At 48.3% G+C, this 24429-nt stretch carries 28 protein-coding genes; 16 read left to right on the forward strand and 12 right to left on the reverse strand.

Annotated elements, in window-relative coordinates:
- Positions 1 to 5: 5 nt before the first annotated feature.
- The 7 genes from ACMYR3_RS04040 to nifA all read right to left on the reverse strand — a co-directional run bounded on the left by ACMYR3_RS04040 (position 6) and on the right by nifA (position 5947).
- Positions 6 to 368: a nitrogen fixation protein NifZ gene (locus ACMYR3_RS04040; RefSeq protein WP_424194755.1), complete on the reverse strand. Its 363-nt coding sequence runs from the start codon at positions 366 to 368 to the stop codon at positions 6 to 8.
- Complete coding sequence (locus ACMYR3_RS04045; RefSeq protein ID WP_424194757.1) at positions 361 to 1182, reverse strand: 4Fe4S-binding leucine-rich repeat protein; 822 nt, start codon at positions 1180 to 1182, stop codon at positions 361 to 363. Before ACMYR3_RS04045 ends, ACMYR3_RS04040 begins: the two co-directional genes overlap by 8 nt.
- Positions 1182 to 1697 (reverse strand): hypothetical protein, encoded by a 516-nt coding sequence (locus tag ACMYR3_RS04050; protein ID WP_424194759.1) that lies wholly within the window; start codon positions 1695 to 1697, stop codon positions 1182 to 1184. The genes ACMYR3_RS04045 and ACMYR3_RS04050 overlap by 1 nt, the downstream gene beginning before the upstream one ends.
- 68 nt (positions 1698 to 1765) lie before the next feature.
- Positions 1766 to 2149 carry a HesB/IscA family protein gene (locus ACMYR3_RS04055; protein ID WP_424196354.1) on the reverse strand — a complete coding sequence of 128 codons (384 nt, stop codon included), beginning with the start codon at positions 2147 to 2149 and terminating at the stop codon, positions 1766 to 1768.
- Positions 2150 to 2158: 9 nt separating this feature from the next.
- Positions 2159 to 2353, reverse strand: coding sequence for a 4Fe-4S binding protein (locus tag ACMYR3_RS04060; protein ID WP_424194761.1), 195 nt, complete (start codon positions 2351 to 2353; stop codon positions 2159 to 2161).
- A gap of 74 nt (positions 2354 to 2427) precedes the next feature.
- Positions 2428 to 4023 (reverse strand): nitrogenase cofactor biosynthesis protein NifB, encoded by a 1596-nt coding sequence (gene nifB, locus ACMYR3_RS04065; protein ID WP_424194763.1) that lies wholly within the window; start codon positions 4021 to 4023, stop codon positions 2428 to 2430.
- A gap of 250 nt (positions 4024 to 4273) precedes the next feature.
- Entirely contained in the window at positions 4274 to 5947 is a 1674-nt protein-coding gene (gene nifA / locus ACMYR3_RS04070) for a nif-specific transcriptional activator NifA (protein WP_424194765.1), read from the reverse strand.
- A 651-nt stretch (positions 5948 to 6598) separates the two neighbouring features.
- Between nifA and ACMYR3_RS04075 the strand changes: the two genes are divergently transcribed.
- The 15 genes from ACMYR3_RS04075 (at position 6599) to ACMYR3_RS04145 (ending at position 18400) form a co-directional block, all read left to right on the forward strand.
- Positions 6599 to 7810 (forward strand): IscS subfamily cysteine desulfurase, encoded by a 1212-nt coding sequence (locus tag ACMYR3_RS04075; protein WP_424194767.1) that lies wholly within the window; start codon positions 6599 to 6601, stop codon positions 7808 to 7810.
- Between the two features lie 41 nt (positions 7811 to 7851).
- A complete protein-coding gene (gene iscU / locus ACMYR3_RS04080; protein WP_424194769.1) occupies positions 7852 to 8286 on the forward strand; it encodes a Fe-S cluster assembly scaffold IscU in 435 nt (144 codons plus the stop codon).
- Between the two features lie 15 nt (positions 8287 to 8301).
- Positions 8302 to 8655 (forward strand): iron-sulfur cluster insertion protein ErpA, encoded by a 354-nt coding sequence (gene erpA, locus ACMYR3_RS04085; RefSeq protein ID WP_424194771.1) that lies wholly within the window; start codon positions 8302 to 8304, stop codon positions 8653 to 8655.
- Positions 8656 to 8667: 12 nt separating this feature from the next.
- Positions 8668 to 8991, forward strand: coding sequence for an iron-sulfur cluster assembly protein IscA (gene iscA, locus ACMYR3_RS04090; RefSeq protein WP_424194773.1), 324 nt, complete (start codon positions 8668 to 8670; stop codon positions 8989 to 8991).
- A 70-nt stretch (positions 8992 to 9061) separates the two neighbouring features.
- Complete coding sequence (gene hscA / locus ACMYR3_RS04095; RefSeq protein WP_424194775.1) at positions 9062 to 10939, forward strand: Fe-S protein assembly chaperone HscA; 1878 nt, start codon at positions 9062 to 9064, stop codon at positions 10937 to 10939.
- Position 10940: 1 nt separating this feature from the next.
- On the forward strand, positions 10941 to 11294 hold the full coding sequence (gene fdx, locus ACMYR3_RS04100; protein ID WP_424194777.1) for an ISC system 2Fe-2S type ferredoxin: 354 nt from the start codon (positions 10941 to 10943) through the stop codon (positions 11292 to 11294).
- A gap of 275 nt (positions 11295 to 11569) precedes the next feature.
- Positions 11570 to 12712 (forward strand): homocitrate synthase, encoded by a 1143-nt coding sequence (gene nifV, locus ACMYR3_RS04105; protein WP_424194779.1) that lies wholly within the window; start codon positions 11570 to 11572, stop codon positions 12710 to 12712.
- Positions 12702 to 13499, forward strand: coding sequence for a serine O-acetyltransferase (cysE, locus tag ACMYR3_RS04110; protein ID WP_424194781.1), 798 nt, complete (start codon positions 12702 to 12704; stop codon positions 13497 to 13499). Before nifV ends, cysE begins: the two co-directional genes overlap by 11 nt.
- 21 nt (positions 13500 to 13520) lie before the next feature.
- The gene (nifW, locus tag ACMYR3_RS04115) at positions 13521 to 13889 is read left to right on the forward strand and encodes a nitrogenase stabilizing/protective protein NifW (RefSeq protein WP_424194783.1); all 369 of its coding nucleotides are present in this window, start codon (positions 13521 to 13523) and stop codon (positions 13887 to 13889) included.
- 19 nt (positions 13890 to 13908) lie between these two features.
- Complete coding sequence (locus tag ACMYR3_RS04120) at positions 13909 to 14757, forward strand: electron transfer flavoprotein subunit beta/FixA family protein (RefSeq protein WP_424194785.1); 849 nt, start codon at positions 13909 to 13911, stop codon at positions 14755 to 14757.
- A 52-nt stretch (positions 14758 to 14809) separates the two neighbouring features.
- Entirely contained in the window at positions 14810 to 15910 is a 1101-nt protein-coding gene (locus ACMYR3_RS04125; RefSeq protein WP_424194787.1) for an electron transfer flavoprotein subunit alpha/FixB family protein, read from the forward strand.
- A 26-nt stretch (positions 15911 to 15936) separates the two neighbouring features.
- Entirely contained in the window at positions 15937 to 17241 is a 1305-nt protein-coding gene (locus tag ACMYR3_RS04130) for an FAD-dependent monooxygenase (protein ID WP_424194789.1), read from the forward strand.
- Positions 17238 to 17537 (forward strand): ferredoxin family protein, encoded by a 300-nt coding sequence (locus ACMYR3_RS04135; RefSeq protein ID WP_424194791.1) that lies wholly within the window; start codon positions 17238 to 17240, stop codon positions 17535 to 17537. Before ACMYR3_RS04130 ends, ACMYR3_RS04135 begins: the two co-directional genes overlap by 4 nt.
- Positions 17538 to 17585: 48 nt before the next feature.
- Complete coding sequence (locus tag ACMYR3_RS04140; RefSeq protein ID WP_424194793.1) at positions 17586 to 17912, forward strand: (2Fe-2S) ferredoxin domain-containing protein; 327 nt, start codon at positions 17586 to 17588, stop codon at positions 17910 to 17912.
- Positions 17909 to 18400: a hypothetical protein gene (locus ACMYR3_RS04145; RefSeq protein WP_424194795.1), complete on the forward strand. Its 492-nt coding sequence runs from the start codon at positions 17909 to 17911 to the stop codon at positions 18398 to 18400. The genes ACMYR3_RS04140 and ACMYR3_RS04145 overlap by 4 nt, the downstream gene beginning before the upstream one ends.
- Positions 18401 to 18700: 300 nt before the next feature.
- Here the strand turns inward: ACMYR3_RS04145 and ACMYR3_RS04150 are convergent, their stop codons facing one another.
- The 5 genes from ACMYR3_RS04150 to ACMYR3_RS04170 all read right to left on the reverse strand — a co-directional run bounded on the left by ACMYR3_RS04150 (position 18701) and on the right by ACMYR3_RS04170 (position 22981).
- Positions 18701 to 19135 carry a hypothetical protein gene (locus ACMYR3_RS04150; RefSeq protein WP_424194797.1) on the reverse strand — a complete coding sequence of 145 codons (435 nt, stop codon included), beginning with the start codon at positions 19133 to 19135 and terminating at the stop codon, positions 18701 to 18703.
- 85 nt (positions 19136 to 19220) lie between these two features.
- Positions 19221 to 20051, reverse strand: a complete 831-nt coding sequence (locus tag ACMYR3_RS04155; RefSeq protein WP_424194799.1) for an ankyrin repeat domain-containing protein — start codon at positions 20049 to 20051, stop codon at positions 19221 to 19223.
- 4 nt (positions 20052 to 20055) lie between these two features.
- Complete coding sequence (locus ACMYR3_RS04160) at positions 20056 to 21792, reverse strand: nitroreductase (RefSeq protein ID WP_424194801.1); 1737 nt, start codon at positions 21790 to 21792, stop codon at positions 20056 to 20058.
- A gap of 156 nt (positions 21793 to 21948) precedes the next feature.
- Entirely contained in the window at positions 21949 to 22557 is a 609-nt protein-coding gene (locus ACMYR3_RS04165) for a hypothetical protein (RefSeq protein WP_424194803.1), read from the reverse strand.
- Complete coding sequence (locus tag ACMYR3_RS04170; RefSeq protein ID WP_424194805.1) at positions 22541 to 22981, reverse strand: group II truncated hemoglobin; 441 nt, start codon at positions 22979 to 22981, stop codon at positions 22541 to 22543. Before ACMYR3_RS04170 ends, ACMYR3_RS04165 begins: the two co-directional genes overlap by 17 nt.
- Positions 22982 to 23488: 507 nt before the next feature.
- Between ACMYR3_RS04170 and nifH the strand changes: the two genes are divergently transcribed.
- Positions 23489 to 24370, forward strand: coding sequence for a nitrogenase iron protein (gene nifH / locus ACMYR3_RS04175; RefSeq protein WP_424194807.1), 882 nt, complete (start codon positions 23489 to 23491; stop codon positions 24368 to 24370).
- Positions 24371 to 24429 lie beyond the last annotated feature (59 nt).

Here is a 24429-nt window from a genome sequence, read left to right on the forward strand (position 1 = left end):
TTCCTTTACTGTACCTTCTCGTCACTCTTGGTTTTCAAGGCTTCCAGCTTGGCAATTTTGTCTGCACCCAAGGCGGCCAGAATATCTTCTGGAAGGTTGTCCAGTGTCATCAGTTCTTTGGCGCGGCAACCTACCTGATATCCATGATCAACCCATTCCACGGCATAGATGTAGTATTGCTGCAAGAAGGTGCCAATGGAACGGACAAAGCCAATATCACCTTTGTTGACCAGTACCTTACCAACGTCTTCACCATTGAAAGTACCGTCGTTACGAATGATGGTGCGACTGACCACTCGTTCACCAAAACTAAATCTTGGTGGTTCGGCAATTTCGATTACTTCGTTATCACGATTAATATCACCCATGGTGTACCTCCGAATCAATGTGTTGACGATTGGATAACTGCGTCATTCTGTCCGCGACAGCCAAACGCACTTCCGGATCCACATCCTGGCTCATGGTGGCGAGCAAACCTGGATTGGCACGCTGAGTGATTTCCCAACGTACCAGCCAGTCTTCGTCGTCTGTCAGTCGATCCAGCAGATCAACCGGCAGACGTTGTGCCACGATGCGACGAATGCTGCTATCCGGATCATGGATCAGATTGAGCAAGGCTGGCATTTCCATGCGCCGTGCGACTTCTTCACGTACCTTGTTGTCCTCATCCTGAGCCATTTGTGAGAGCAGGGAAAGAGGTAAACGACGCGCTACCATGGCGCGTACGTAGTAGTCCGGGTCAACAGTCATGGTTTTGAGCTGATCGGCTTCCAGTCGTTGTGCGACTCTGATCCGGACTTCGCGGTGCGGATCACGCACCATCTTTAGTAGTAAGCGTTGCGGCAGTCGCATGGCAATCGACATGCGCACTGTTTCATCTTCGTCTTCAATCAGTGCGGGCAGCTTGAACACATCTGCATGGCGGGCACCAATGGCACGGACTTCAAAATAAGGGTGAGTCAGATACTGATTGCCCAATTCTGGATTCCAGCGAAAGAAACGATCAACCCGACGTGCATAGCGATCATGGACGCAGGCTCTGGCGTATTCACATTTACCTTTGGCTTTCAAGTCGGTATGTGCACAGCCTTCGCAAGAGAAAGGCTGGTCTTGCCAATCAAGCGGTGCAATACCGTCATCTGGATCGGTTGAGTCGTGTCGGATATCTTGCGTATTCATCATCACACCGGCTCATCGGAGTAATCATCTTTGCCCACTCTGGCGAGTACTTCTTCAAGCACTCGTGCACCGACCCGATTGTCAGGGTCCAGTTCAGCCAGAACATCCAGTGCTTCTTTACCAATTTCCATCTCACCCAGACGCAGACTGAGATAGGCGAAACCTTTGAGTGCAAACAGATAGAAACGGGTGGCTGCATCAAAGCGTGCGCCGGGTAACGGCATGAGTTCAACATCTTGCCAGCGTGGCGGCAAGCCGAGCATCTTGGCGCCGAGTGACAAGGAACGTTTGGCTGTTTCGCGTGCCTTGTCGAGTTCGTGACCGTAAAAATGGAAGCGATAAAGTCCAATCAGCGTGGCCGGATGATCCGGTGCGAGCTGATTGGCCTGTAGCAATAGTGGCAAAGCAATCTCGGGTTGACTGCGATGCTTACCAGCTTCAGCAATAAGTGCTTCAACATGGGCCGGCAGGCCCTGGCCTAAAACTGCCATATCAAAATCTGCCACGCCGGATTCCATGTGATTATCCCTATTAGTTAATGCCAGTAATTGCGGTATTACATCCGAATGACTGTGTCTATATGCAATTAATGAGCACGCAGGGCACTGATATCAACGGTGCTGACAACACTTGGCGCGCTGGCACTATCACCGCTGCTGCTGCATGCGCAAGAGGCTGCATTGGGATTGAAGAACGTCAGACCTGATTTGGTCGGTGTATCTTCAAAACCAATCGTGATACCTTCCAGCATCAAGCGGCTTTCAGCTGGCAGGTACAAGTTGACACCATTGACATTCATGGTGGCATCACCTTCGCGAGGTGCCGCTTCAACAGTGAACTCGGAGCTATAACCGGAGCAACCACCAGGGCTCACGGTCAGTCGAAAACCACCTTCAGGATGATCCGAAAAACGGACCATACGACGAATAAATTTTTCGGCAGCAGGGTTAATAGTAAGATTTGGAATGATCATGATAATTTAGGCTTGAACAATACAACCATCGACAGGGCAAACCGCGATACATTGCGGTTCATCAAATTGACCTTCACATTCTGTGCATTTGGCAGGGTCAATAATGAAGACCCCACCTTTTTCACGGATAGCTACGTTAGGACATTCTGGTTCGCAGGCTGAGCAGCCGGTGCAGGTAGAACCAATAATTTTTAGAGACATGATGACCTCCAAATCATCGTTAATAAAAAGTTACTTTCTGCTCCATCATCCTGATGGAGCAGCGACTTACATAATCATGCAGCTTCAGTTTCATTACCCATAAAGGCACCTTGACGAATCGAGGCATCACCACGCTCTTGATGCACGATTTCACCAGCAAGAATACGTTTACGGTAATCACTGAACCAGCTCAAAGCAGCTTTCTCAATGAACTCATGTGCGTATTGATCAACTGGCTCAATACCGCCTTGTTTGAGTTCATCTTTAGGGCAGGCACCGATCTTGGCAACCAACACAGCGTGGCAGTCGTTAATGGCGCGCACGATGGATGGCAGTTGTTCGTCTTCACCAAAGCCGCCCTGGCAGTACAGGTCAACACGACGGTGACCAACAAACAGTGCTTCTTTGGCTGAAACTTCAAAGATCTGGAATTCAGTCACATGACCAAAGTGTTCGTTCACACGACCACCACCTTTGGTAGCTACGGCAACCAGTACCTTCATGTCGGCAAAGCTTTCATCGGACTCATCCAAGGCAGCCAGTTTGGCGGCATGTTGTGCTTGACGTTCATCTTCAACACGTGACTGGTAGTCACGACGTTTGTCGAGGTCATACACGACTTCCATTTCTTCAATCTTGTCGAGAGTGAATTCGGCACTACGATCCTCACCCAGCAAGCCAACAGCATCAGCACGGCACTGACGGCAATGACGCATCAGGTGAGCACCGCCAGCGCAAGCATCCTGAACAGCTTTGAGTTCCTGTGCAGTTGGGCCACGTTGGCCATTCAGGCCAAAGTAGGTACCATGTTCTGGCTCGGAGATCAGCGGCATGATGTTGTGCAGGAAGGCACCACGGGCTTTAACAGCCTTGTTGACTTCAACCATATGCTCATCATTGATGCCAGGGATCAGCACCGAGTTGATTTTGGTCAGAACGCCACGAGCAGTGAGCATTTCCAGACCTTTCATTTGCTGTTCGTGAAGGATGCGAGCAGCTTCAACACCGGTAACGCGTTTGTGATTCCAGAAGATCCATGGATAGATCTTGGCGCCGATTTCTGGATCAACCATGTTGATGGTGATGGTCACGTGATCGATGTTGTATTTGCAGATCTCGTCAACCAGTTCTGGCAGAGCCAAGCCATTGGTAGAGAGGCATAGCTTGATATCAGGTGCTTGTTCCTGCAGACCTTTGAACGTAGCAAAGGTTTTAGCAGGGCTGGCGAGTGAGTCGCCTGGGCCGGCAATACCAAGGACCGTCATTTGTGGGATTTCACTGGCAACGGCTACCACTTTTTTAATGGCTTGCTCAGGGGTCAATTTCTGCGAGACCACACCTGGGCGTGACTCGTTGGAGCAATCATATTTACGATTGCAGTAGTTACATTGAATATTGCAGGCAGGAGCCACGGCCACGTGCATACGGGCATAGTGGTGATGTGCCTCTTCAGAATAGCAAGGGTGATTCTTAACCTTGTCCCAGATTTCTGCTGGCATATCATCAGGGCCATCGGAAGTGCCACAACTGGCCTTGCCGCCTTCATGACTGGTACCGCAACCACCGCCAGTAGCGACGGGCTCGGATTCTGCTGATCCGTTTGATTTGATTGAACTGATCTGAATAAAAGATGCCTGAGCTTGGGCCGCTTGTGGCGTAGGTGTTTGCATCGCGCGCTCCTTGGGTAAAGGTTACATAAAAGGTCACGTAGAGCATTCAGCGATTTCTGTGCCACTACTTAAAATAGTTAAAAATCAAATACATAGAATTGTTGTGTCGGTTATTTTTGATGTCGCAACCACGACAAAGGCCTAGTGACGAATTACTGGTCGTTGGATTTGCGACAAACTTAACAGGCAAAAAAAGACCCGATGCAGGATCGGGTCTTAACCATGAAAATGGGACTCTGATTACCGACTGCTAAAACTTTCTGACTTCAATCTCGTACTTTTGTAAGGCGTAGCCCATTTGTCGAGGTGTGATATTGAGTAATCGCGCTGCCTTGGCTTGTACCCAGCCACTGCGCTCCATGGCCCACACCAGGCGCTCTCGTTCACCTTCGGGTTTCTCATCGCCAAAATTGTTGGCGGCGGCTGCGGAACGTTTTATGGGGGGGGAGATGACCGAGACTTCTTCATGATGATGGTGATGTTCAGAATGCTCTTCTTCAGAGGTAAGTTGACGGGCTGGTGCAACCGCATCATCCTTTTGCAGATGGTGCAAGGTCTGAGTCAGGCAGCGATCATTAAAGCAAGGGAAGTTAATGTCATGAATCACATTGCCAACCGTCATCGTGGCAATTCGCTCAACGCAGTTTTCCAGTTCTCGTACATTCCCAGGCCAGTAGCAGTTTTCCAGCATTGATAAAGCTTCTGGAGCAACTTTCAGATCGCGCAGGTTTTCCTTGTTATAGCGTTGCAGAAAATGCATCACCAAAGCCGGAATGTCTTCACGACGCTCGCGCAAGGAAGGCAGAAATACCGAGACCACATTGATTCGATAATAAAGATCTGCTCTGAAGTTACCGGCGGCTACCATCTTTTCCAGATTGCGGTTAGTGGCGCAAACCAGTCGCACATCGACTTTGATGGGTTTATTGCCACCGACTCGTTCAAACTCTCGTTCCTGTAAGACTCGCAACATCTTGGCCTGAAATGATGGAGAAATATCGCCAATTTCATCAAGGAACAAGGTACCGCCATGAGCCAGTTCAAAGCGACCTTTGCGTTCACCAATGGCACCGGTGAATGAACCTTTTTCATGGCCAAACAGCTCAGATTCCAGAAGCGACTCAGTCAGTGCTGCGCAGTTGACTTTAATAAATGGTGCGCCAGAACGTGGTGATAGCTCATGGATGGCGCGTGCAATGACTTCTTTGCCAGTACCCGATTCACCGCGTAACAGGACGGTGCTGCGGGTTGGTCCAACCTGGTGGACTTCGGCAAAGACTTCTTGCATGCGTCGTGAATCGCCCACTACCTTGTCCAGTGAAAAGCGACCTTTGGGCTGTTGTTTAAGGCGACGTGCTTCCGAGAGCAAATGGTCACGATCTTCTGTGACGTTACGATGCAGCACGAGTGATTGCGCCATCAAATTGGCAATCATGGTGAGTAGCCGATGATCGTCCTTAAAGCCGCCTGCCTTGGCCATCACGCGATCTATGGTTAGAACTCCAAGCGTTTCTTTTGGTCCCTTGATAGGAACTCCCACAAAGCCCACCTTTTGCAGGCCAGCCTCTTCAACCGCTTTGGTACGGTTGAGAAATAGTGGTTCGTCAGAAATATCCGGTACCACAACCGGAACACCCATGGAAAAAATGCGACCGACAACACCTTCACCGGGCTTGTAAGTACAAAGCATCTGCTCTTCTTTTAGCATGCCAATAGAACAGAAAAGCTCCAGTCGTTTCGATTCCTCGCTATAAAGTACCACCATGCCACGACGAAAACCCATCATGGTAGCCAGCACATTCATTGATTCGCGAAACGTCATACTCAGATCGAGTGATGAACTTAAAATTTTACTGATCTCGTAAATAGTAATTAATTCTATTTGAGCTCTGGAGCGAGCTTCAATTTCAATTTGTTGACTCATAGTAGACCCCATCTGTTCGTTTTACTGCTTGTGGCAGCCAACGCTCAGGAATAGTTCATTAACAGAAATAACGCGTCTTAATCCGTAATAGGTCTTCTTCTAAAGAGTCTCCAAGCAAAACGTGATCCATTCAAACAACATCCTTTACCTCATTCGTGACCTTTGGTATTTCTATTGCAATTTGCAGCCCAAGTTTCACCTTCTATATAGAAGAATGATTTTTCATTGATCTATGTCAACCCTTTGTCATGTGGATGCCAGGATTGAGATGTGTCAGGTACGTCAAATGCTGACATTCATTGCTCAAATCCGGTGCATGAAATGATGAATGGATTATCAAAACGACGTCAATGCTTCAGGGTAGTGCGAGAAAAGACCAAATGCACTTGATGAGCGCTGTATCGGAGCCCGCTGAGTGCACTTGATTGGGATTGATACCTATTCATTGGGAGCGAGCAGCATTGGCTATGTCATAAACGGGACGCGTCGCAACAATGACAAAACCGACACGGATAGTTTGTTTGCTTGAGCAGTTCATTGTTAACTATTTGATATTTAAAGAAAAATAATTAATTTTTCGCATGGCACATGCTTTGCACTGTAAGGGTTGTCATCAAGCAATTCTCAACCTTTCCTCAATAGGGTGCCGCTATGCGAGAACGTCCGATTTATTTCGATTACGCTGCTACCACTCCCGTCGATCCTCGGGTAGTAGCCAAAATGGTTCCTTATCTCTATGAGCAATTTGGTAATCCTGCTTCAAGAAGTCATGCCTATGGATGGGCTGCCGAAGAAGCAGTTGAAATTTCCCGAGAAGAAGTGGCCATGCTCATCGGTGCCGATCCACGCGAAATTGTCTGGACATCTGGTGCTACGGAATCCAATAACCTGGCTATCAAGGGTGCTGCTCAATTCCATCACAAAAAAGGTAAGCACATCATTACTTTCAAGACAGAACACAAGGCCGTGCTTGATACGGTACGTGAACTTGAGCGTACCGGTTTTGAGGCTTCCATTCTGGATGTGAAGGAAGATGGCCTGATTGATTTGGCTGTGCTTGAAGCGGCGATTCGCCCCGATACCATCCTGGTTTCTGCCATGTTTGTCAATAATGAAATTGGCGTTATTCAGGATGTGGAGGCAATTGGCAAATTATGCCGTTCCAAGGGGGTTCTGTTTCATGTTGATGCGGCCCAGGCAACCGGTAAGGTTGCAATCAATCTTGAAAATTTACCGATTGATCTGATGTCCATGTCCGCTCACAAGACTTATGGTCCAAAAGGCATTGGTGCCTTATATGTACGCAGAAAGCCGCGTGTCAGGATTGAGGCACAAATGCATGGTGGTGGTCATGAACGTGGTTTCCGTTCTGGTACTTTGCCGGTTCATCAGATCGTTGGGATGGGCGAGGCCTATCGTTTGGCGCGGCTTAGCATGAGTTCAGAAAATGAGCGAATCCGCATGTTGCGTGATCGACTCTGGACAGGTTTGTGTCAAATGGAAGAAGTCTTTCTGAATGGTGATATGGAACAGCGGATTCCTCACAATCTGAACGTGAGTTTCAATTATGTCGAGGGTGAGTCATTACTCATGGGTATCAAAGGTGTGGCAGTCTCATCCGGGTCAGCCTGTACCTCAGCCAGCCTTGAACCTTCTTATGTGTTACGTGCCTTGGGGCGTAGCGATGAGTTGGCACATAGTTCCATTCGTTTTTCAATCGGCCGCTTTACGACTGAGCAGGAAGTGGATAGCTGTATTGATCAAGTGAAATCTGCGGTGGCACATTTGCGTGAATTGAGTCCATTGTGGGATATGCATGTCGCTGGTATTGATTTGAATTCAATCCAGTGGGCTGAACATTAATACCGACGATCGTTTCGTCACTTTTTAATCTGGAGTTGAACATGGCATATAGCGAAAAAGTTTTGGATCACTATGAAAATCCACGCAACGTGGGCGCATTTGGCACTGAAGAAGATGATGTTGGTACGGGCATGGTAGGTGCACCTGCTTGTGGTGATGTGATGAAGTTGCAAATCAAGGTTGGTGCTGATGGTCGTATTGAAGATGCCAAATTCAAAACCTATGGTTGTGGTTCTGCCATTGCTTCTTCATCTCTGGTGACTGAATGGGTTAAGGGAAAAACGCTGGAAGAAGCGCTCGAAATCAAAAATACAGATATTGCTGAAGAGCTGGCATTACCACCTGTCAAGATCCACTGCTCAATTCTTGCTGAAGATGCAATCAAGGCTGCTGTTGCCAACTATCGTGACAAACATAACGAAGAAGGCACTGCACAGGAACTTGAACAACCCATCTGCACACCTGCTGCAGCCTAACTCAAGGAGATTCTCATGACAACCGATGTAATGGAAGCGCCCAGCGTAATGAATGTTTCTGAAGGCGCAGTAAGCAAGATTGCCGAGCTGGTTGCTGAAGAAGGCGATCCTAATCTGAGCTTGCGTATTTATGTGACAGGTGGCGGATGTTCAGGTTTTCAATATGGTTTTGCTTTTGAAAACAGTTGCAACGAAGACGATACGCGGATTGAGAAATCCGGTATCACATTGCTGGTTGATCCCATGAGCCTGCAATATCTGGCTGGTGCCAATATTGACTATGAAGATGGCCTGGAGGGTTCGCGTTTTGTGATTCGTAATCCTAATGCTACTTCAACATGTGGCTGTGGTAGTTCATTCTCGGTATAAATGGAGGTTGCCATGGGTGTCACCATGACAGAAAGTGCTGCCAAGCATATTGCCAAATCGCTGAGCAAGCGTGGCAAGGGTGTAGGTCTGCGTTTGGCAGTTCGTACCAGTGGCTGTTCCGGTTTTGCCTATGCAATTGAATTTGCGGATACGCAGGAAGAATCAGACTTGCTCTACACAGCTTACGGTGTGACATTGCTGATTGATCCGAAAAGTCTGGCTTTTCTGGAGGGAACTGAACTGGATTTTGTTCGTGAAGGCCTCAATGAGGGTTTCAAGTTTAATAATCCCAACGCCAAAGCTGAGTGCGGCTGTGGTGAAAGCTTCGCCGTATAGATGTTGTTTTGTACAGGTCTGAGAGTATCAGACCTGTTTGCACTTTTTGATTTTTTTGGCGGACCTAAAAATGGCACTCTTACAGATTGCAGAACCCGGATTGTCTACTGCCCCGCATCAACATAGACTGGCTGCAGGGATTGATCTAGGAACCACCAACTCACTGATTGCCACTGTCCGGTCCGGACAGTGTGATGTGCTTGAAGATGAGTCAGGCAGCAAATTGTTACCTTCGGTTGTTTATTATGGCGCTGAGGGTTATTTGGTAGGAGATGCTGCAAAGCGTATGCGTGCTGACGACCCAGTCAATACAATCGCTTCAGTCAAGCGTTTGATGGGGCGAAAACTTGCTGATATTCAAACTGCTGATATTCCCAACCAACTGAATGAACAAGCGAGTGGGGTGATTGGGATTGACACCACGGCCGGTGTTAAAAATCCAATTGAAGTATCCAGCCATATTCTGGATGCTCTCCGTATCAGAGCAGAAGCGTCGTTAGGTGGTCCGTTAACTGGGGTGGTCATTACGGTGCCAGCCTATTTTGATGATGCCCAACGCCAAGCTACAAAAGATGCTGCTCGACTGGCTGGCCTCAATGTGCTGCGTTTGCTCAATGAGCCGACGGCTGCAGCCATAGCCTACGGCCTGGATAAGGGTTCAGAAGGAACCTTTGCCATCTATGATCTGGGGGGCGGTACTTTTGATATTTCAATTCTCAAGTTGAGTCGTGGTGTCTTTGAAGTCCTTGCCACTAACGGCGATGCGGCCTTGGGTGGTGATGACTTTGATCAAACGATTGTTGATTGGATCATTGCCCAGACAGGTTTGCCTCGACCCAATAATGAGATTCTCAGTGCTTTATTACATCAAGCACGGCAATTGAAAGAAAAATTGACTGACTTGCCTGAAGTGATTCTGGAACTTGGTGTTGGTGAGCAGACTTTTAAATTGACTCTGACGAGGGCGATTTTTGCAGAGATTACTGCCAAACTTACTGCGCGTACATTGAGTTGCGTTAAAAAAGCACTGCGTGATGCTGGCTTGGCGACTGATGAAGTCGATGGTGTGGTCATGGTCGGCGGTTCGACCCGTATGCTGCATATTCGTGATGCCGTCAGCGAACAGTTTGGTAAACCTGTTTTGACTGACATCAATCCTGACGAGGTGGTTGCGATTGGTGCGGCGGTTCAGGCTGATGTGCTGGTCGGTAACAAGACTGCAGGTGACGGTACCGATCAGTGGTTGTTGCTGGATGTTTGCCCGTTGTCGCTGGGTATAGAAACCATGGGTGGGCTGAGCGAAAAGATTATTCCGCGTAACTCCACCATACCAACTGCTCGTGCGCAGGAATTTACAACTTTTAAAGATGGTCAGACATCCATTGCCGTGCATGTCGTACAAGGTGAGCGAGAACTGGTTTCGGAATGTCGTTCTTTGGCAAGATTTACGTTAAGAGGCATTCCACCCATGGTGGCTGGTGCTGCACGGGTCAGGGTAACTTTCCAGATTGATGCGGATGGTCTGCTATCGGTCTCGGCGCAAGAGATGATCAGTGGTGTGCAAGCCCATATTGACGTCAAGCCAAGCTATGGGCTGAGTAATGATGAGATCGTTGGCATGCTCAGGGATTCCATTGACAAGGCTGAATCGGATGCCAATACTCGTATGCTACGTGAGGCACAGGTTGATGCGCGTCGTTTGCTGGATGCCACGGAGGCAGCCTTGCAAGAGGATGGTGAAGCCCTCTTAAGTCCGGTCGAGCGGGAACAAATTCGCCAGGTCATGAACTCGTTGGTTGAATTGCTAGAGCAGGGTGATGACACCACCGCTGCGCAACTGCGTGCCGTGAGCGATACGGTCAATCGAGCCACCACTGATTTTGCAGGTCGGCGGATGGATAATAATATCAAGCGTGCGTTGTCTGGCCGTTTAGTGGAAGAAATCTGATATGGCACAGGAAAAAATGGTTGTGACAGTCAGGGTCTTGCCGCATCCTGACCTATGTCCGGATGGTGTGGTTTTTGAAGCAAAGCAGGGATCCACGCTGCTTAACGGCATGCTCAAAAATGGTATTGAAGTTGAGCATGCCTGTGAGAAAGTCTGTGCTTGTGCAACTTGTCACGTCTATATCCGTGAAGGTGCGCAATCGTTGGCCATTGCCAATGAGGCTGAAGAAGATGAACTTGATCACGCCTGGGGTCTGGAGGCTGAGTCTAGATTGTCTTGTCAGGTCAGGGTTGCCATGAGTAATCTGGTGGTTGAATTACCAAGACATACACGTAATTTAGCTAAAGAGCACTGAAACGATCGGTTTTGATAGCCCCAGTGGGTACGGATGGATTGTACTCACTGGGGCTATTGCTTTTCATGAAGGGCTATTTTTTATGAAATTCTTTTTCATCATGCCGTCATCCTGGCTGTTATAAAGATAACAAAGCTAACAGCTTTCGACGGATTGATTGCTTACTGCCATTCTTCGCGTGAAAAGCAAAAAATAAATATAAATAAAACAACTACTTGGCAATAAAAATTGGATGGCACAGGCTTTGCTGAATGATCTTCGAAAGGATCATCATCATGCCTGACATTATCATCAATGACACCACACTACGCGACGGCGAACAAACTGCCGGCGTGTCCTTCACGACAGAAGAGAAGTGTGCGATTGCCCAGGCGCTGGATCAAGCGGGTATTCCTGAAATGGAAATCGGTATTCCAGCCATGGGTGATGCCGAGATGGCGGTGATTCGTCAGGTTGCTGGTCTGGGGTTGAAAGCGCGTTTGATGGTTTGGGCAAGAATGTGTGAAAGCGATCTGCAGGTTGCTCTGCGCTGCCCAATTGATATCGTTCATTTGTCGATCCCTGTTTCGGATGTGCAGATTGATAGCAAAATCAAAAAGTCCCGCGAATGGGTGCTCCAACAGGTTCAGCAATATGTCAGCAAAGCTGCTGACTCTGGTCTTGAAGTCAGTGTCGGTTGTGAGGATGCATCAAGAGCCGATATCGATTTTTTAATCAAAGTCGCTCAGATTGCTGAGCAGTGTGGTGCATCGAGAATTCGTTTTGCCGACACACTTGGCCTGCTCGATCCATTCCAGACTTACGAGCTGATCAGAAGATTGCGTCAAGCCGTTGATGTTGGCATAGAAATGCATGCCCATAATGACTTGGGTCTGGCCACTGCCAATACGCTTGCCGCATTACGTGCAGGTGCCACGCACGTTAACACCACCGTGAATGGTTTGGGTGAGCGTGCAGGTAATGCAGCCCTGGAAGAGGTAGTGATGGGTTTGCGTCATATTCACGGTATTGATCTTGGTGTTAATACGCTGAACCTGCCGACCATTTCTGATTTGGTTGCCAGAGCGTCGGGCAGGCCTGTCGCGGTCAATAAAAGCATTGTTGGATCAGCTGTATTTACGCATGAAGCCGGTATTCATGTGGATGGTCTGCTCAAGAATCCAGAGAATTATCAGGGTTTTGATCCTGCCGAAGTGGGCAAACATCATCAAACTGTTTTAGGTAAGCATTCTGGCACACATGCCGTATCGGTTGCCTATGCCAAGTTGGGTATGTTGATTTCAGCCGAGCATGCGACTCAAGTACTGGAGTTGATAAGAGATCATGTAACGCGCACTAAAAAAGAGCCCACACCAGGTGATCTGGCGCGGTTTTATCTAGCAACATCAGCCAACGAAAAGGTTTGCTATGAAGCGTGACGAATTTCCTTTGCCAGCCGAGATCATGCAAATTGAAGCCACTTCTGTTAAGCGCGGTTTTTTCAAAGGTCTGCTTGAAGATATTGATTGCGTTTTTAAACGTGATCCTGCTGCTCGCAGCCGTATTGAATTATTGACCATTTATCCTGGTATTCAGGCTCTGGTGATGCATCGCTTTGCACATGCGCTGTGGACCAGAAAATGGTCATATCTGGCGCGTATGGTGTCATTTGTCTCACGTCTGATTACTAATGTTGATATTCATCCTGGCGCCAAAATCGGTGCGCGATTTTTTATCGATCATGGTGCCGGTGTGGTGATCGGTGAGACCGCCGAAATTGGCGATGACGTTACGCTTTATCACGGTGTGACATTGGGTGGTACGACATGGAGCACCGGTAAGCGTCATCCCACTCTGGGTAACGGTATTGTGGTTGGTGCCGGTGCAAAAATTCTCGGTGCGATTCAAATTGGCAATAACGTACGAGTGGCCGCCAATTCAGTCGTTATTGAAGATGTGACGGATGGGATGACAGTGGTTGGCATACCAGGGCGTACGGTCTTGCCAAAAAGTAAACGTCGTATCAATTCAATGGGTATTGATCTTGACCATCATCTCATGCCTGATCCTGTTGGCAAGGCGATCTCTTGCTTGCTTGAGCGTATCAATGATCTGGAAGTCCAGGTTGCCACATTATCCGGAAAAAAGACTGAGAGTGCAGGTGACTGCCACGAGTGTGATGCGACTTGCGCTCAACCCTATTTTGATAACCACCGTATTTCCTGAAGCTGATAAGGAGCTTGCATCATGAATGATCTTTCCCAACGTCTCGCGCAGTTATCGGCTGCTGAAGAATTTCTCAACTTTTTTGGTGTTCCCTATGACGAGGCTGTCGTCAATGTAAATCGGTTGCATATTTTGAAGCGCTTTTATCAATATCTCCGTAAGGCTGATGGTCTTGACTCACTCGGTGAAGTTGAGATGTTCCAACAATACCGGGAGCTGTTGGTCAAGGCTTATCAAGATTTTGTGTCATCCACCGCTGCTCAGGAGAAAGTATTCAAAGTATTTCAAGATGCAGACGGTAAAAGCGTTTCTGTTGAATCATTAAAAGGTAGTCGGATGGATAAAACGACCTTTACCCCCGTCTCAGTTCCCGCATCCAATGCGGCCTGATTAGGATTAGGAGACTGACATGCACATTGTTGTTTGTATCAAGCAAGTTCCGGATTCAGCTCAGATCCGGGTTCATCCAGTAACCAACACGATCATGCGTCAAGGGGTACCTGCGATTGTCAATCCTTACGATTTGTTTGCCTTGGAAGAAGCACTGCGTTTGAAGGATAAATTTGGTGGCCGGGTAACGATGCTGTGCATGGGACCTCCCCAAGCTGAAGATGCCTTGAAGAAATGTATTTCTTTTGGTGCTGATGATGCCATTTTGGTAACCGACCGTGCCTTTGCAGGGGCTGATACCTTGGCAACTTCCTATGCCCTGGCGGCAGCCATCCAAACCATCGGTAAAGAGCAAAAGGTTGATCTGGTCTTTACTGGTAAACAGACCATTGATGGTGATACTGCACAAGTTGGCCCTGGTATTGCCAAGCGTCTGGGCCTGCAATTGCTGACCTATGTTTCACGGATTGTTGAGCTTGATCTGGAAAACAACCAGATCGTGGTTGAGCGACGTGCCGAAGGTGGCGTGCAAGTGCTTAAGACTGCCGTGCCTTCCTTGATCACCATGCTCGAAAACACCAATGAAATGCGCTTTGCCAATATGACCAATATGTTGCGTGCAGCCCGCTACAACGTACGCAAGTGGAATAAGGATGAAGCAGGCATTGAAGATGTTTCAAAAATTGGTTTGAAAGGTTCACCTACTGTGGTGAGCAAGGTATTTGGACCAACATCCCGTACCGAGAAAGCTGAAATGATGCTCCTTGAAGAGGCAACCCCTCGTGATGTGGCACTTAATCTGATTCAGAAGATTTTTACCAAAAATCCGCTGCTGGAAGATGAGCTGGTTGAAAAACTGTCGGCCTGATTGTTGATAATTAATTTATGAAGATGGACGCATTCACACCAAGGACATGACCATGAGTGAAGCACAAGCCCCGAAAAAACCGGCCGGCCGGGGCGGCCGTAATCTAGAGCTCTCAGAAGAACTTAAAGCCTATAAAGGCGTTTGGGTTTTTGTTGAGCATGATCGTGGTGCCGTGCATCAGGTGTCTTGGGAGCTGATTGGTGAAGGTCGTAAATTGGCCGATATGCTCAATGTGCCATTATCCGGCGTATTGCTGGGTGGCCCAGATGAGCAACTCGACAAGTTTGCCAAGGAAGCCTTTTTTCATGGCGCAGATAACTGCTACATCATGCGCGATACCGTGCTCAAAGGTTATCGTAATGAGCCATTTACCAAAGGTCTGACTGACCTGGTCAATAAATACCAGCCCGAAATCATGCTGCTCGGTGCGACTACCATGGGTCGCGACTTGGCTGGTTCAGTCGCGACAACACTCAAGACCGGTCTGACAGCGGACTGTACCGAGCTCAATATTGATGCTACAACCCGAGCTTTGGCGGCAACGCGTCCCACTTTTGGCGGTTCGCTGCTCTGTACCATCATGACGCTGGCCTATCGCCCGCAAATGGCGACAGTGCGCCCGCGTGTGATGGCCATGCCACGCCGTGACGAGACCCGTAGCGGCACGATTGTCGAAGACACGCTGAGCATGATCGAAACTGATATTGTGACCAAGCTGATTGACTTTATTGCCGATGCCAATAGCAACAAGATCAACCTGGAATATGCCAATGTGATTGTTTCCGGCGGCAAGGGTATGAAAAATCCAGATAACTTCAAATTGATCCGTGATCTGGCCGCCACGTTGGGTGGTGATGTCGGTGCGACTCGTCCAGTGGTGCAGGCGGGTTGGGTTGAAGCCGAGCGGCAGGTTGGCCAGACTGGTAAAACGGTGCGCCCCAAACTCTATATTGCTGCTGGTATATCAGGTGCAATTCAGCATCGTGTTGGTATGGAAGCTTCTGACGTGATTGTGGCGATTAATACCGATGCCAATGCGCCGATTTTCGACTTTGCCCATTACGGCATCGTTGGTAATGCCATGCAAGTCCTGCCAGCTCTGACTGAGGCCTTCAAGCTGCATCTCGGACAGCGTATCAAACAGGCTGCTTGAGCGCGGACATCATAGGAGAAAAGATCATGAGTGAAAAGTTTGATGCGATTGTGGTGGGTGCTGGCCCTTCCGGCAATGCTGCGGCGTACACACTGGCCAAGGCGGGTTTGAATGTACTGCAGATTGAGCGTGGTGAATACCCAGGCTCCAAGAATGTACAGGGTGCAATTCTGTACTCGGACGCACTGGAAAAGATGATTCCAGATTTTCGTGATGATGCGCCATTGGAGCGTCACATCATTGAGCAGCGTCTTTGGGTATTGGATGATGAATCTTTTGTCGGAACGCACTTTCGTTCCGAAGACTATAACAAGCCACCTTATAACCGTTACACAATTATCCGTGCCCAGTTTGATAAATGGTTTTCTTCCAAGGTCAAAGAAGCCGGTGCCCTGCTGATTTGTGAGACCACTGTCGAAAGCCTCATCATGGACGGTGAGACCGTAGTCGGTGTGCGTTGCGACCGTGAAGGTGGTGATGTCTTTGCCGATGTGGTGATTTTGGCTGATGGTGTTAATTCAACTTTGGCACGCAAAGCAGGTTTCCACGGTGAAATCAAGGGTAGCAACGTTGCGCTGGCTGTGAAAGAAATTCTGTTTATGCCAGAAGATACCATCAAGCAGCGTTTCAACTTGAAGGACGAGCAGGGTGTTGTGATTGAGATGGTCGGTAAGGTCACCGACGGCATGATGGGTACCGCCTTCCTGTATACCAATAAAGAGTCACTCACCATCGGTATCGGTTGCATGCTGTCTGACTTCAAGAACAATCCTAATCGTACTTCACCTTATACCCTGCTGGAAAATCTGAAGAAGCATCCTTCCATCGTGCCACTGATTGAAGGTGGTGAGATGAAAGAGTATTGCGCTCACTTGATTCCTGAAGGTGGTTTTTATTCCGTGCCCAAAGTCTACGGTGCTGGCTGGATGATTGTAGGTGACTCCGGGGGCTTTGTGAATGCCGCACATCGTGAAGGCTCTAATCTGGCGATGACCACTGGTCGCCTGGCTGCTGAAACCATCATTGCTGCCAAAGCTGCAGGTAAATCCATGTCAGCTGCAACACTCAAGGCCTATAAAGAGCAGCTGGATGACAGCTTTGTCATGAAAGATCTACATAAATATCGTGATATGCCTACAGTGCTGCACAAGAACAGTCAGTTCTTCACGACCTATCCTGAACTGATTAACCGTGCTTGTAAAACCATGATCACGGTTGATGGTATTGACAAAAAAACCAAGGAGAAAGAAATTTTCTCCAGTTTCAAACGGACCCGCAAACTCAGCGGTATTGTGGGTGATGCATTCAAATTGTGGAGGGCTTTCCGATGAGCACTGTCGCTGTTAATGTCGAAGAGAAGTTATATCAGAATCGTTATAAGGTAGATCACGGTCGCCCTCATATCAAGATCAAAAATCCTGATCTTTGCAAGAACGATTGTAAAGAGCAGTCATGCACCTATGTGTGCCCGGCTTCCTGCTACAAACTGGAAGGCAATCGTGCGGTTACCTTGATCACTGACGGTTGCCTTGAGTGTGGCAGCTGCCGGATTATCTGCACCGAACAAGATAACGTGCAGTGGGAATATCCTCGCGGTGGTCATGGTATTTTGTTTAAATTTGGCTAAATTGACCAAGGTTATTTTAGTACCCGTATTTTTTCTAGAGGTCGCATCATGAGCAAACCACAACGACACGTTTTTATTTGTACTCAAACCCGCCCACAGGGCCACCCCCGTGGTTGTTGCAATCACAAAGGCAGTGTCGATGTGTTGCAGGCTTTCTGGAAAGAATTGCAAGCCCGCAATATTTACGACACGGTTGCCGTGACTTATTCTGGTTGCATCGGCCCCTGTGATGCCGGTCCTAATGTGCTGGTCTATCCCGAAGGCGTCATGTACAGCGGTGTAACCGTGGGTGATGTGGCTGAAATTTTCACTGAGCATTTGCAAGGTGACAAACCGGTTGAGCGCTTGTTGGCTGATGCACAGGCCTGGTCATGAACCTCTTTACTGGCGAAACCTCAGAAGAGCTATTTGGCGGTGAGGCACCAGCCTCGGTTGTCAAGTTGCTGCGCGAGGCGACCAAGCAGGCCAGCCACTCCCAGTCCGAGGCCCTGTTATGGACTGCCAATGTGATAGCACCTGACTGTCTGCCAGTTTACTTTGCTTTGTATAAATTTTACTTTTACAAGGGCAAGCTGGCAGCTGCAGAAGATGCCTGTCGTCGAGGTCTCAAGGCCGCTGCGCGTAAGGGAGATTTTAATGATGACTGGGCGAATCAAAAAGCTGGTCCACATTGGAATGAGGATACCTGGCCACGACGTTTCTATTTATTTAGTTTGAAAGCCTTGTCGTTTATTTTGTTAAGGCAAGGTCGTGAAATTGAATCACACCAAATTCTCAATAAACTGGAAGAAATTGATTCAGGTGATCGGGTTGGGGCTGTAGTGATTCGAGATATTGCTGCAGGTTTAAAGTCGAAGAAATAATTTTGTGGTTGGTGTAAAATTTGTCGTGCAGTAGTAGTGAGTAGTAAACAGAGCGCAGTAAACCCTCCAGACAAGGGCCATAACGGGATGATCGTTTGATCATCCCGTTATACTTTATAGGAGTATAAAAAATGATGGTTTATTTACGTACTTATCAAGTCAATATTTGGGAATACTCCCTAAAATTACCTGTTTGAAGCGGACTGTTGGTCATGCCTGCTACTGTAGTTGATGGTATTTTCAGTCATCATCGACGATGCAAAAATGCCTTGCTTGAGTGCTGCTACCTGCTGGTGCTGTTTAGTCAATTTGCTTTGCCTGACGCGGGCAAGCTTCCAGGTTTTCTGCCTTGTTGGCGGCAGGTGTGACACCTTCCAGATATATTTTTTCCGCCAATTTTTCCGCCTCAAATCCCACAAAATATTCTTCGCCCTGTGTGCCACTAAATGACATGAGTGGCCGACGAATCAGCAAGGGTTCTTTTAATAACATGGCGAGTGCAGTGTCAGCATCCAAAGTTGCTGGATCAATCAGACCATCACGCACTTTGGGCGCTGCGCGATTGAACCAGTCAGCCACCGGCAGGGGTGCAAGGTATGTCATCAAAGTCGCATCAGTCCAGGTTTCAGTCAGCAAATCACGCACGGTCAGGGTATGACCACTGCGTTGCAGCAAGGATTTTTGCTTGGCATTGCCACCACAACCGGGTTTTTCATAAAACAGAATGTGTGTCATTGTGAATGTCGAATGGATGAATAACTGACTATTTGTTGATTTGGTGCAATGTCACTGTTATGACTTAATTCATTGAATTTTTAATTCAGGCGGTTTCTGGATGGCGAGCCATATAACCCTGCATGGCTTTTTCGGCTGCGCGAAGCAAATACAGACTGCCTTCATTGGCTGCCATATCCAAGGCAGTAAAGTCATCGGCTGATTTAAGCGTGATATCAGCACCGGCATTTAAGAGGGTATACACCACTTCAGTCTTGCCAGCGGAAGAGGCATACATCAGGCAAGTGGCACCATTGTCATTTTGATTGTCCACGTCCATTCCGGCTTCGGCGAGCATTTGAATAATCTCAAGTTGATCAGCAAAACAGGCTAGCCAGAGTGCCTGGTTGCCGTCAGCATTGCGTAGTGTGATATCGGCACCGGCATCCAGCAGCGCTCGCACCATAACCACATCAGCCAGCCGAGCCGCCTGCATAAGAGGGGTTGTTTGATTGGTTATTGTGGCGTTGATGTTGTCATCAGTAAAACCCTGTGCCTTGAGCCAAATTCGTAAAGACTCAGATAAGGGGGCTTGGCTGGTCGAGCCTGTCTGACTGATCAGTGTTTGTTCATACTGTTGCCAGGCTGCATAGCCGCCAATCAGATCACTGACATCAGTAAAATGAAAATCGGCAAACATGCGTGCGTATTCCTGGCTGGCATTGCCGTGGTAGCAATAAATCAGAATAGGCATCGACTTGGGCAAGGTCATGGCCAGTTTGCCAAAGGTATCCTGATTGAGTTGCAAGGCACCAGGCAGATGACTGCGTTCAAAAGCGCCGGTATCGCGTGAATCCAGAATTTGCACGTCTTGGCCGATCAATATTTCTGCAACCTGAGGGCAATTTAATCGTTTGAAACTGGTGGCTTGACTCATGATATCAACTCTCCAAAAGAGTACCGGCAGGCATGGCCATACGCTCTGCCGAATAGGGTGGATGACTCTGGATCCGCTGATCGACCAGCGGTAAACCTAAACTAAAGTGATAAATGGCCTGTAATGGGGCTTGTTGATCAGGCTCATTGCGCATACCCAAAAACTCATGGCAGGCATCATCAAAGTAGCAACCAATACCCGTACCACGCAGTCCCATATTTTCGGCTTGCAGATAAAGAATCTGTCCAAGCAGCCCCGCTTCCCAATGCAAATGTCGATAAGCTGCTGGGCCATTGACCAAAGCGTTGTCCCATTCAGCCAGCATGCTCCAGGCAATATTGCAATCGCCGGCAATGGCCTGAGCACAACTTAAACGACGCGCAATAAAGTGGGCGGGCAGGGCTTGCAGCAGATATAGGTTCAAATCAGTTGGTGCGTTGGGTATGGCAATGGGTTGCCAGACAAAATCGGGATTGAGCGTCTGTTTTAATAAGGCTGTACTCGCTTCACTGCGTGGCAAAATATAAACCCCTGGTGCCAATCCGGTAACGCGATGGATAAACAAGACCATATGCAGGGGCGGACAGAGGTTCTGGGTGTTGATTTCCTGATATAGATCAAACGGCAAAGCTTGCCCAGAATGCTGGCTACACAGCAGTTGCCAGAGTTGTTCGGCGGGCATCTCGTGTTTGTGATCAAAGCGTTGAGCGCTGCGACGTTGTGTGATGACGTCTGTGGCCAAGCGTAATGAGGAGGCTGTCTGATTGTCTGTTTGTTTATTTGTCAGTCTTGCGACAAGACCTGTTGTCGTAACTTGCTGATTGGTTGCTCGCGTGGCATGGGCAACCTGTTCGATGACTGGCCATTGATACATCGGATGGGCATCAATGCGGCTGGCTTGGCCATACCAGGTAGCATTGTCGCTAGCGATAAAATTATGCTGCTGACTGGCTTGCTGATTGAGTTGCCGACTGGATTGATTGGTCGTCAATGCCGTGGAGTCAAGATGAACGGCTAATAAGAGTTCTGCCTCTTCCTTTTCCACCTTGGCAAAGTCATCAGACCGATCCAGGCCCAAGCTGGCATTCAGCGTGGCATGATCCAATTGCAAAAGACGGGCGGTCCAGCCCAGACAGGCAAGCGCATAGCGTATTGCACCCAACGCATGGCCGGTATCAAGCTGACAATAGCGAAAGGCGCGTTCGCCATACTTCCAGGCTTCGCGCCAAGTAATATTACTGAGTCCAATATAGAGGCTCGATGCAGCGTCAGTTGATGGGGTATCAGCGCGGCGTAATGTCAGGCTGTGATCTTCCACGCCATAGTGATAGAGGCCATCAGCCAGACCATTGACGGCACGCACAATCAGATAGGCTTCAGTTGGATGCAGATTGCCACTCGATGGATTGATCCGTAATGCCCAGCGATCCGGTCCATATTCTTTCCATGCGGCCAAGGCAAAAGACCATTGCAACAACTGGCTAATACTGTCGAGATTGAGCACTTGTGCGCTATGTGGCTGATTCAGCTGGTCAAAAGTCAGGGTGAGCTGATCAGTGCAGAGTGGCAACAGGATTTTTCGCGAACCGGTAAAACGCCGAAAAGGGTCCGGTGGGGCACTCCAGTCAATCGTATCTGGACCGGGGGCATAGCCATCCAGCCGATGCTTGGTGCGTTGGTGATAAGCGCGAACCAGGGCTACTTGTTTACTGAAGTCGTGGTTGGCAATGGCGGGCGTCATGGTCTCATTCTTCAGCTTGCTCAGCGGATTTGATGCAGTATGCGCCATGGCTGATTACGAAGTGGCTAACATGACAGGAGGAATATTGCTGAAACTATCGGAAAGAACGTCGCATCAAATTTAAAACTAAAACGATACGACGTACTTTGCTGCCGATTAAACCGGACGATTTTCGTTAGGATTGCGAACCGGCCCCATCGTTTCGACACCTTCGGCATAAGTCATCATGTCAAAGGTGATATCAAATTTCAATGCCGCGTCAGCAACTGCGTCAAGCTTGCCAGCAGTATCGAGCTTTTTCAGATCATTTTTTTCAAGATAGAGCAAATCCAGCATTTCGTTATAAACAGTGGATTCATCAATTGGCAAGACATAGAACATGGCACCTTTGTAAGGAACCTGATATTTTTTGGACAGATCAATGTTATTGCAAAACAGGAAATACTTGCCACCGGCATGCAGGCCTTCACCCAATGCTTCAGCCACATCTTTCAAGTGTTCAAAACTCAGTAAATAACCTGCAAAAAAAGGTAATTTTTTATCACCGGCGTTGGCAACAGCCAAGACCTGATCACAAGTCAGCTCAGGGGGGCGGGCTTCGTCAGCCAGTTTTGGCGCAAAGCGCAATGCCAGTTCACCACGAAAGCCATAACGGCCAGCAACGTGGGTCGGTGCCTTGAAGACAGGGTTCAACATGCGACCCTGTTCATCCAATGGGCCAAAAGCTGTGAACTCAATGGCAATTTTTTCAATGGTGGCGCTCATGAGGATTTCCTTGAACATTGCGGAGCCAGTCCGCGGTTTTAAAAAAAGAAGCAAGAAGTTGCTCGCGAAACTTCTCATCGGTTACGACATCTTCCAATGCTCGGCGCATGCAAAGCAGCCAGGCATCTCGTTCCTGTTCACCAATCCGAAAAGCCGCATGGCGCATTCGCAAGCGGGGATGACCCTTTTTCTCTGAATAAGCTTTAGGGCCACCTAACCATTCACCTAAATACAGCTTAAGAATTGCCTTGGTGTGGCCCAGGTCGGGCTCGTGCATGGCACGGATACCGGCTGCTTCTGGCAGCGTATCCATATAACGGTAAAAGGCTTCGACCAATCGATCAATCGCCTCGGCACCACCAATCATCTGATAGTGCGGGTTTTGAGTATTGGCCTGTGCAGGACTAGTTTGATTGGTTTCCATAATCCCCTGACTGCAACCTCTATACCAGTTAGCTATTCCTTACTATAAATAAGTTCGATTTTGCTGGCTCTCATATGGGTATGAGGCGCAAAGCCTTGATTGGCAAGGCATGCCAATGATGCGCATATTTAAGTACTCAATATTGGGTAGAGATTGTCGCAAGCGATGGTCGATGTGTCGTTCCCGACGAAAGCGTGTGACTAACAACGCTTTGTCGTATTTCAAACAAAGCTCCGAGAAGGGGGTGTTTGTCAAATAATTAAATTAAATCAATGACATAAAAAAAATTAAGCAGATGGCACAACAGTTGCGAAAGATACCCTGCGCAGACCAAACCTTGCCAACCAGTGACTGTAATAGAAAACAGATAGCGGCACTAGGGGCTTACCGGTCGCGAGAAGTAAACGGTAGCTTGCAAGAGACGTCATCAAAAGTGACGCGACTAAAGGTTAACGAATACTGTATCTCAACACTAGCTCTTATTTTTGTTTTTTTAGGAGAATTAAAATGGCATCACTACGGCAAATTGCCTTCTACGGCAAAGGTGGTATTGGTAAATCCACTACTTCCCAAAACACTCTCGGCGCATTGGCCGAAATGGGTCAGAAGATTCTGATCGTTGGTTGCGATCCTAAGGCCGACTCCACACGTTTGATTCTGCACGCAAAAGCACAGGACACCATCCTGTCATTGGCTGCTGAAGCTGGCTCAGTGGAAGATCTGGAACTCGAAGACGTCATGAAAGTTGGCTATCGCGACATTCGTTGCGTAGAGTCAGGTGGTCCAGAGCCAGGCGTTGGCTGTGCTGGTCGCGGTGTGATCACATCGATCAACTTCCTCGAAGAAAACGGCGCATACGAAGGTGTTGATTATGTTTCCTACGACGTTTTGGGTGACGTGGTTTGTGGTGGCTTCGCCATGCCAATCCGTGAAAACAAAGCTCAGGAAATTTACATCGTTATGTCTGGCGAAATGATGGCCATGTACGCTGCCAACAACATTTCCAAAGGCATTTTGAAATACGCTAACTCAGGTGGCGTACGTCTGGGTGGTCTGGTATGTAACGAGCGTCAAACTGACAAGGAACTCGAACTGGCTGAGTCACTGGCCAAAATGCTCGGTTCACGTCTGATTCACTTTGTGCCACGTGACAACATCGTTCAGCACGCTGAATTGCGTCGCATGACAGTTTTGGAATACGCACCAGAATCCAAACAAGCCCAAGAGTACCGCACTCTGGCACAAAAAATCCATGCCAACGCTGGTAACGGCACTATTCCAACTCCTATCACTATGGATCAGTTGGAAGACCTGTTGATGGAACACGGCATCATGAAATCTGTTGACGAGTCCCAGGTTGGTAAGACAGCTTCTGAAATCGCTGCCTAATAGTAATACCGAGTAATACCGGTAGCAGGTCATTCGTTCAGTCTGATCTGTTACCAAGT

This window comes from Ampullimonas aquatilis (assembly GCF_049675895.1).
GTDB classification, from domain to species: Bacteria; Pseudomonadota; Gammaproteobacteria; order Burkholderiales; family Burkholderiaceae_D; genus Ampullimonas; species Ampullimonas aquatilis.

Bases quoted from the DNA above. Each gene is read 5' to 3' on its own strand.
- ACMYR3_RS04040 (WP_424194755.1), bottom strand. From the start codon at position 368: ATGGGTGATATTAATCGTGATAACGAAGTAATCGAAATTGCCGAACCA.
- ACMYR3_RS04045 (WP_424194757.1), bottom strand. From the start codon at position 1,182: ATGATGAATACGCAAGATATCCGACACGACTCAACCGATCCAGATGAC.
- ACMYR3_RS04050 (WP_424194759.1), bottom strand. From the start codon at position 1,697: ATGGAATCCGGCGTGGCAGATTTTGATATGGCAGTTTTAGGCCAGGGC.
- ACMYR3_RS04060 (WP_424194761.1), bottom strand. From the start codon at position 2,353: ATGTCTCTAAAAATTATTGGTTCTACCTGCACCGGCTGCTCAGCCTGC.
- nifB (WP_424194763.1), bottom strand. From the start codon at position 4,023: ATGCAAACACCTACGCCACAAGCGGCCCAAGCTCAGGCATCTTTTATT.
- nifA (WP_424194765.1), bottom strand. From the start codon at position 5,947: ATGAGTCAACAAATTGAAATTGAAGCTCGCTCCAGAGCTCAAATAGAA.
- ACMYR3_RS04075 (WP_424194767.1), top strand. From the start codon at position 6,599: ATGCGAGAACGTCCGATTTATTTCGATTACGCTGCTACCACTCCCGTC.
- iscU (WP_424194769.1), top strand. From the start codon at position 7,852: ATGGCATATAGCGAAAAAGTTTTGGATCACTATGAAAATCCACGCAAC.
- erpA (WP_424194771.1), top strand. From the start codon at position 8,302: ATGACAACCGATGTAATGGAAGCGCCCAGCGTAATGAATGTTTCTGAA.
- iscA (WP_424194773.1), top strand. From the start codon at position 8,668: ATGGGTGTCACCATGACAGAAAGTGCTGCCAAGCATATTGCCAAATCG.
- hscA (WP_424194775.1), top strand. From the start codon at position 9,062: ATGGCACTCTTACAGATTGCAGAACCCGGATTGTCTACTGCCCCGCAT.
- fdx (WP_424194777.1), top strand. From the start codon at position 10,941: ATGGCACAGGAAAAAATGGTTGTGACAGTCAGGGTCTTGCCGCATCCT.
- nifV (WP_424194779.1), top strand. From the start codon at position 11,570: ATGCCTGACATTATCATCAATGACACCACACTACGCGACGGCGAACAA.
- cysE (WP_424194781.1), top strand. From the start codon at position 12,702: ATGAAGCGTGACGAATTTCCTTTGCCAGCCGAGATCATGCAAATTGAA.
- nifW (WP_424194783.1), top strand. From the start codon at position 13,521: ATGAATGATCTTTCCCAACGTCTCGCGCAGTTATCGGCTGCTGAAGAA.
- ACMYR3_RS04120 (WP_424194785.1), top strand. From the start codon at position 13,909: ATGCACATTGTTGTTTGTATCAAGCAAGTTCCGGATTCAGCTCAGATC.
- ACMYR3_RS04125 (WP_424194787.1), top strand. From the start codon at position 14,810: ATGAGTGAAGCACAAGCCCCGAAAAAACCGGCCGGCCGGGGCGGCCGT.
- ACMYR3_RS04130 (WP_424194789.1), top strand. From the start codon at position 15,937: ATGAGTGAAAAGTTTGATGCGATTGTGGTGGGTGCTGGCCCTTCCGGC.
- ACMYR3_RS04135 (WP_424194791.1), top strand. From the start codon at position 17,238: ATGAGCACTGTCGCTGTTAATGTCGAAGAGAAGTTATATCAGAATCGT.
- ACMYR3_RS04140 (WP_424194793.1), top strand. From the start codon at position 17,586: ATGAGCAAACCACAACGACACGTTTTTATTTGTACTCAAACCCGCCCA.
- ACMYR3_RS04145 (WP_424194795.1), top strand. From the start codon at position 17,909: ATGAACCTCTTTACTGGCGAAACCTCAGAAGAGCTATTTGGCGGTGAG.
- ACMYR3_RS04150 (WP_424194797.1), bottom strand. From the start codon at position 19,135: ATGACACACATTCTGTTTTATGAAAAACCCGGTTGTGGTGGCAATGCC.
- ACMYR3_RS04155 (WP_424194799.1), bottom strand. From the start codon at position 20,051: ATGAGTCAAGCCACCAGTTTCAAACGATTAAATTGCCCTCAGGTTGCA.
- ACMYR3_RS04160 (WP_424194801.1), bottom strand. From the start codon at position 21,792: ATGACGCCCGCCATTGCCAACCACGACTTCAGTAAACAAGTAGCCCTG.
- ACMYR3_RS04165 (WP_424194803.1), bottom strand. From the start codon at position 22,557: ATGAGCGCCACCATTGAAAAAATTGCCATTGAGTTCACAGCTTTTGGC.
- ACMYR3_RS04170 (WP_424194805.1), bottom strand. From the start codon at position 22,981: ATGGAAACCAATCAAACTAGTCCTGCACAGGCCAATACTCAAAACCCG.
- nifH (WP_424194807.1), top strand. From the start codon at position 23,489: ATGGCATCACTACGGCAAATTGCCTTCTACGGCAAAGGTGGTATTGGT.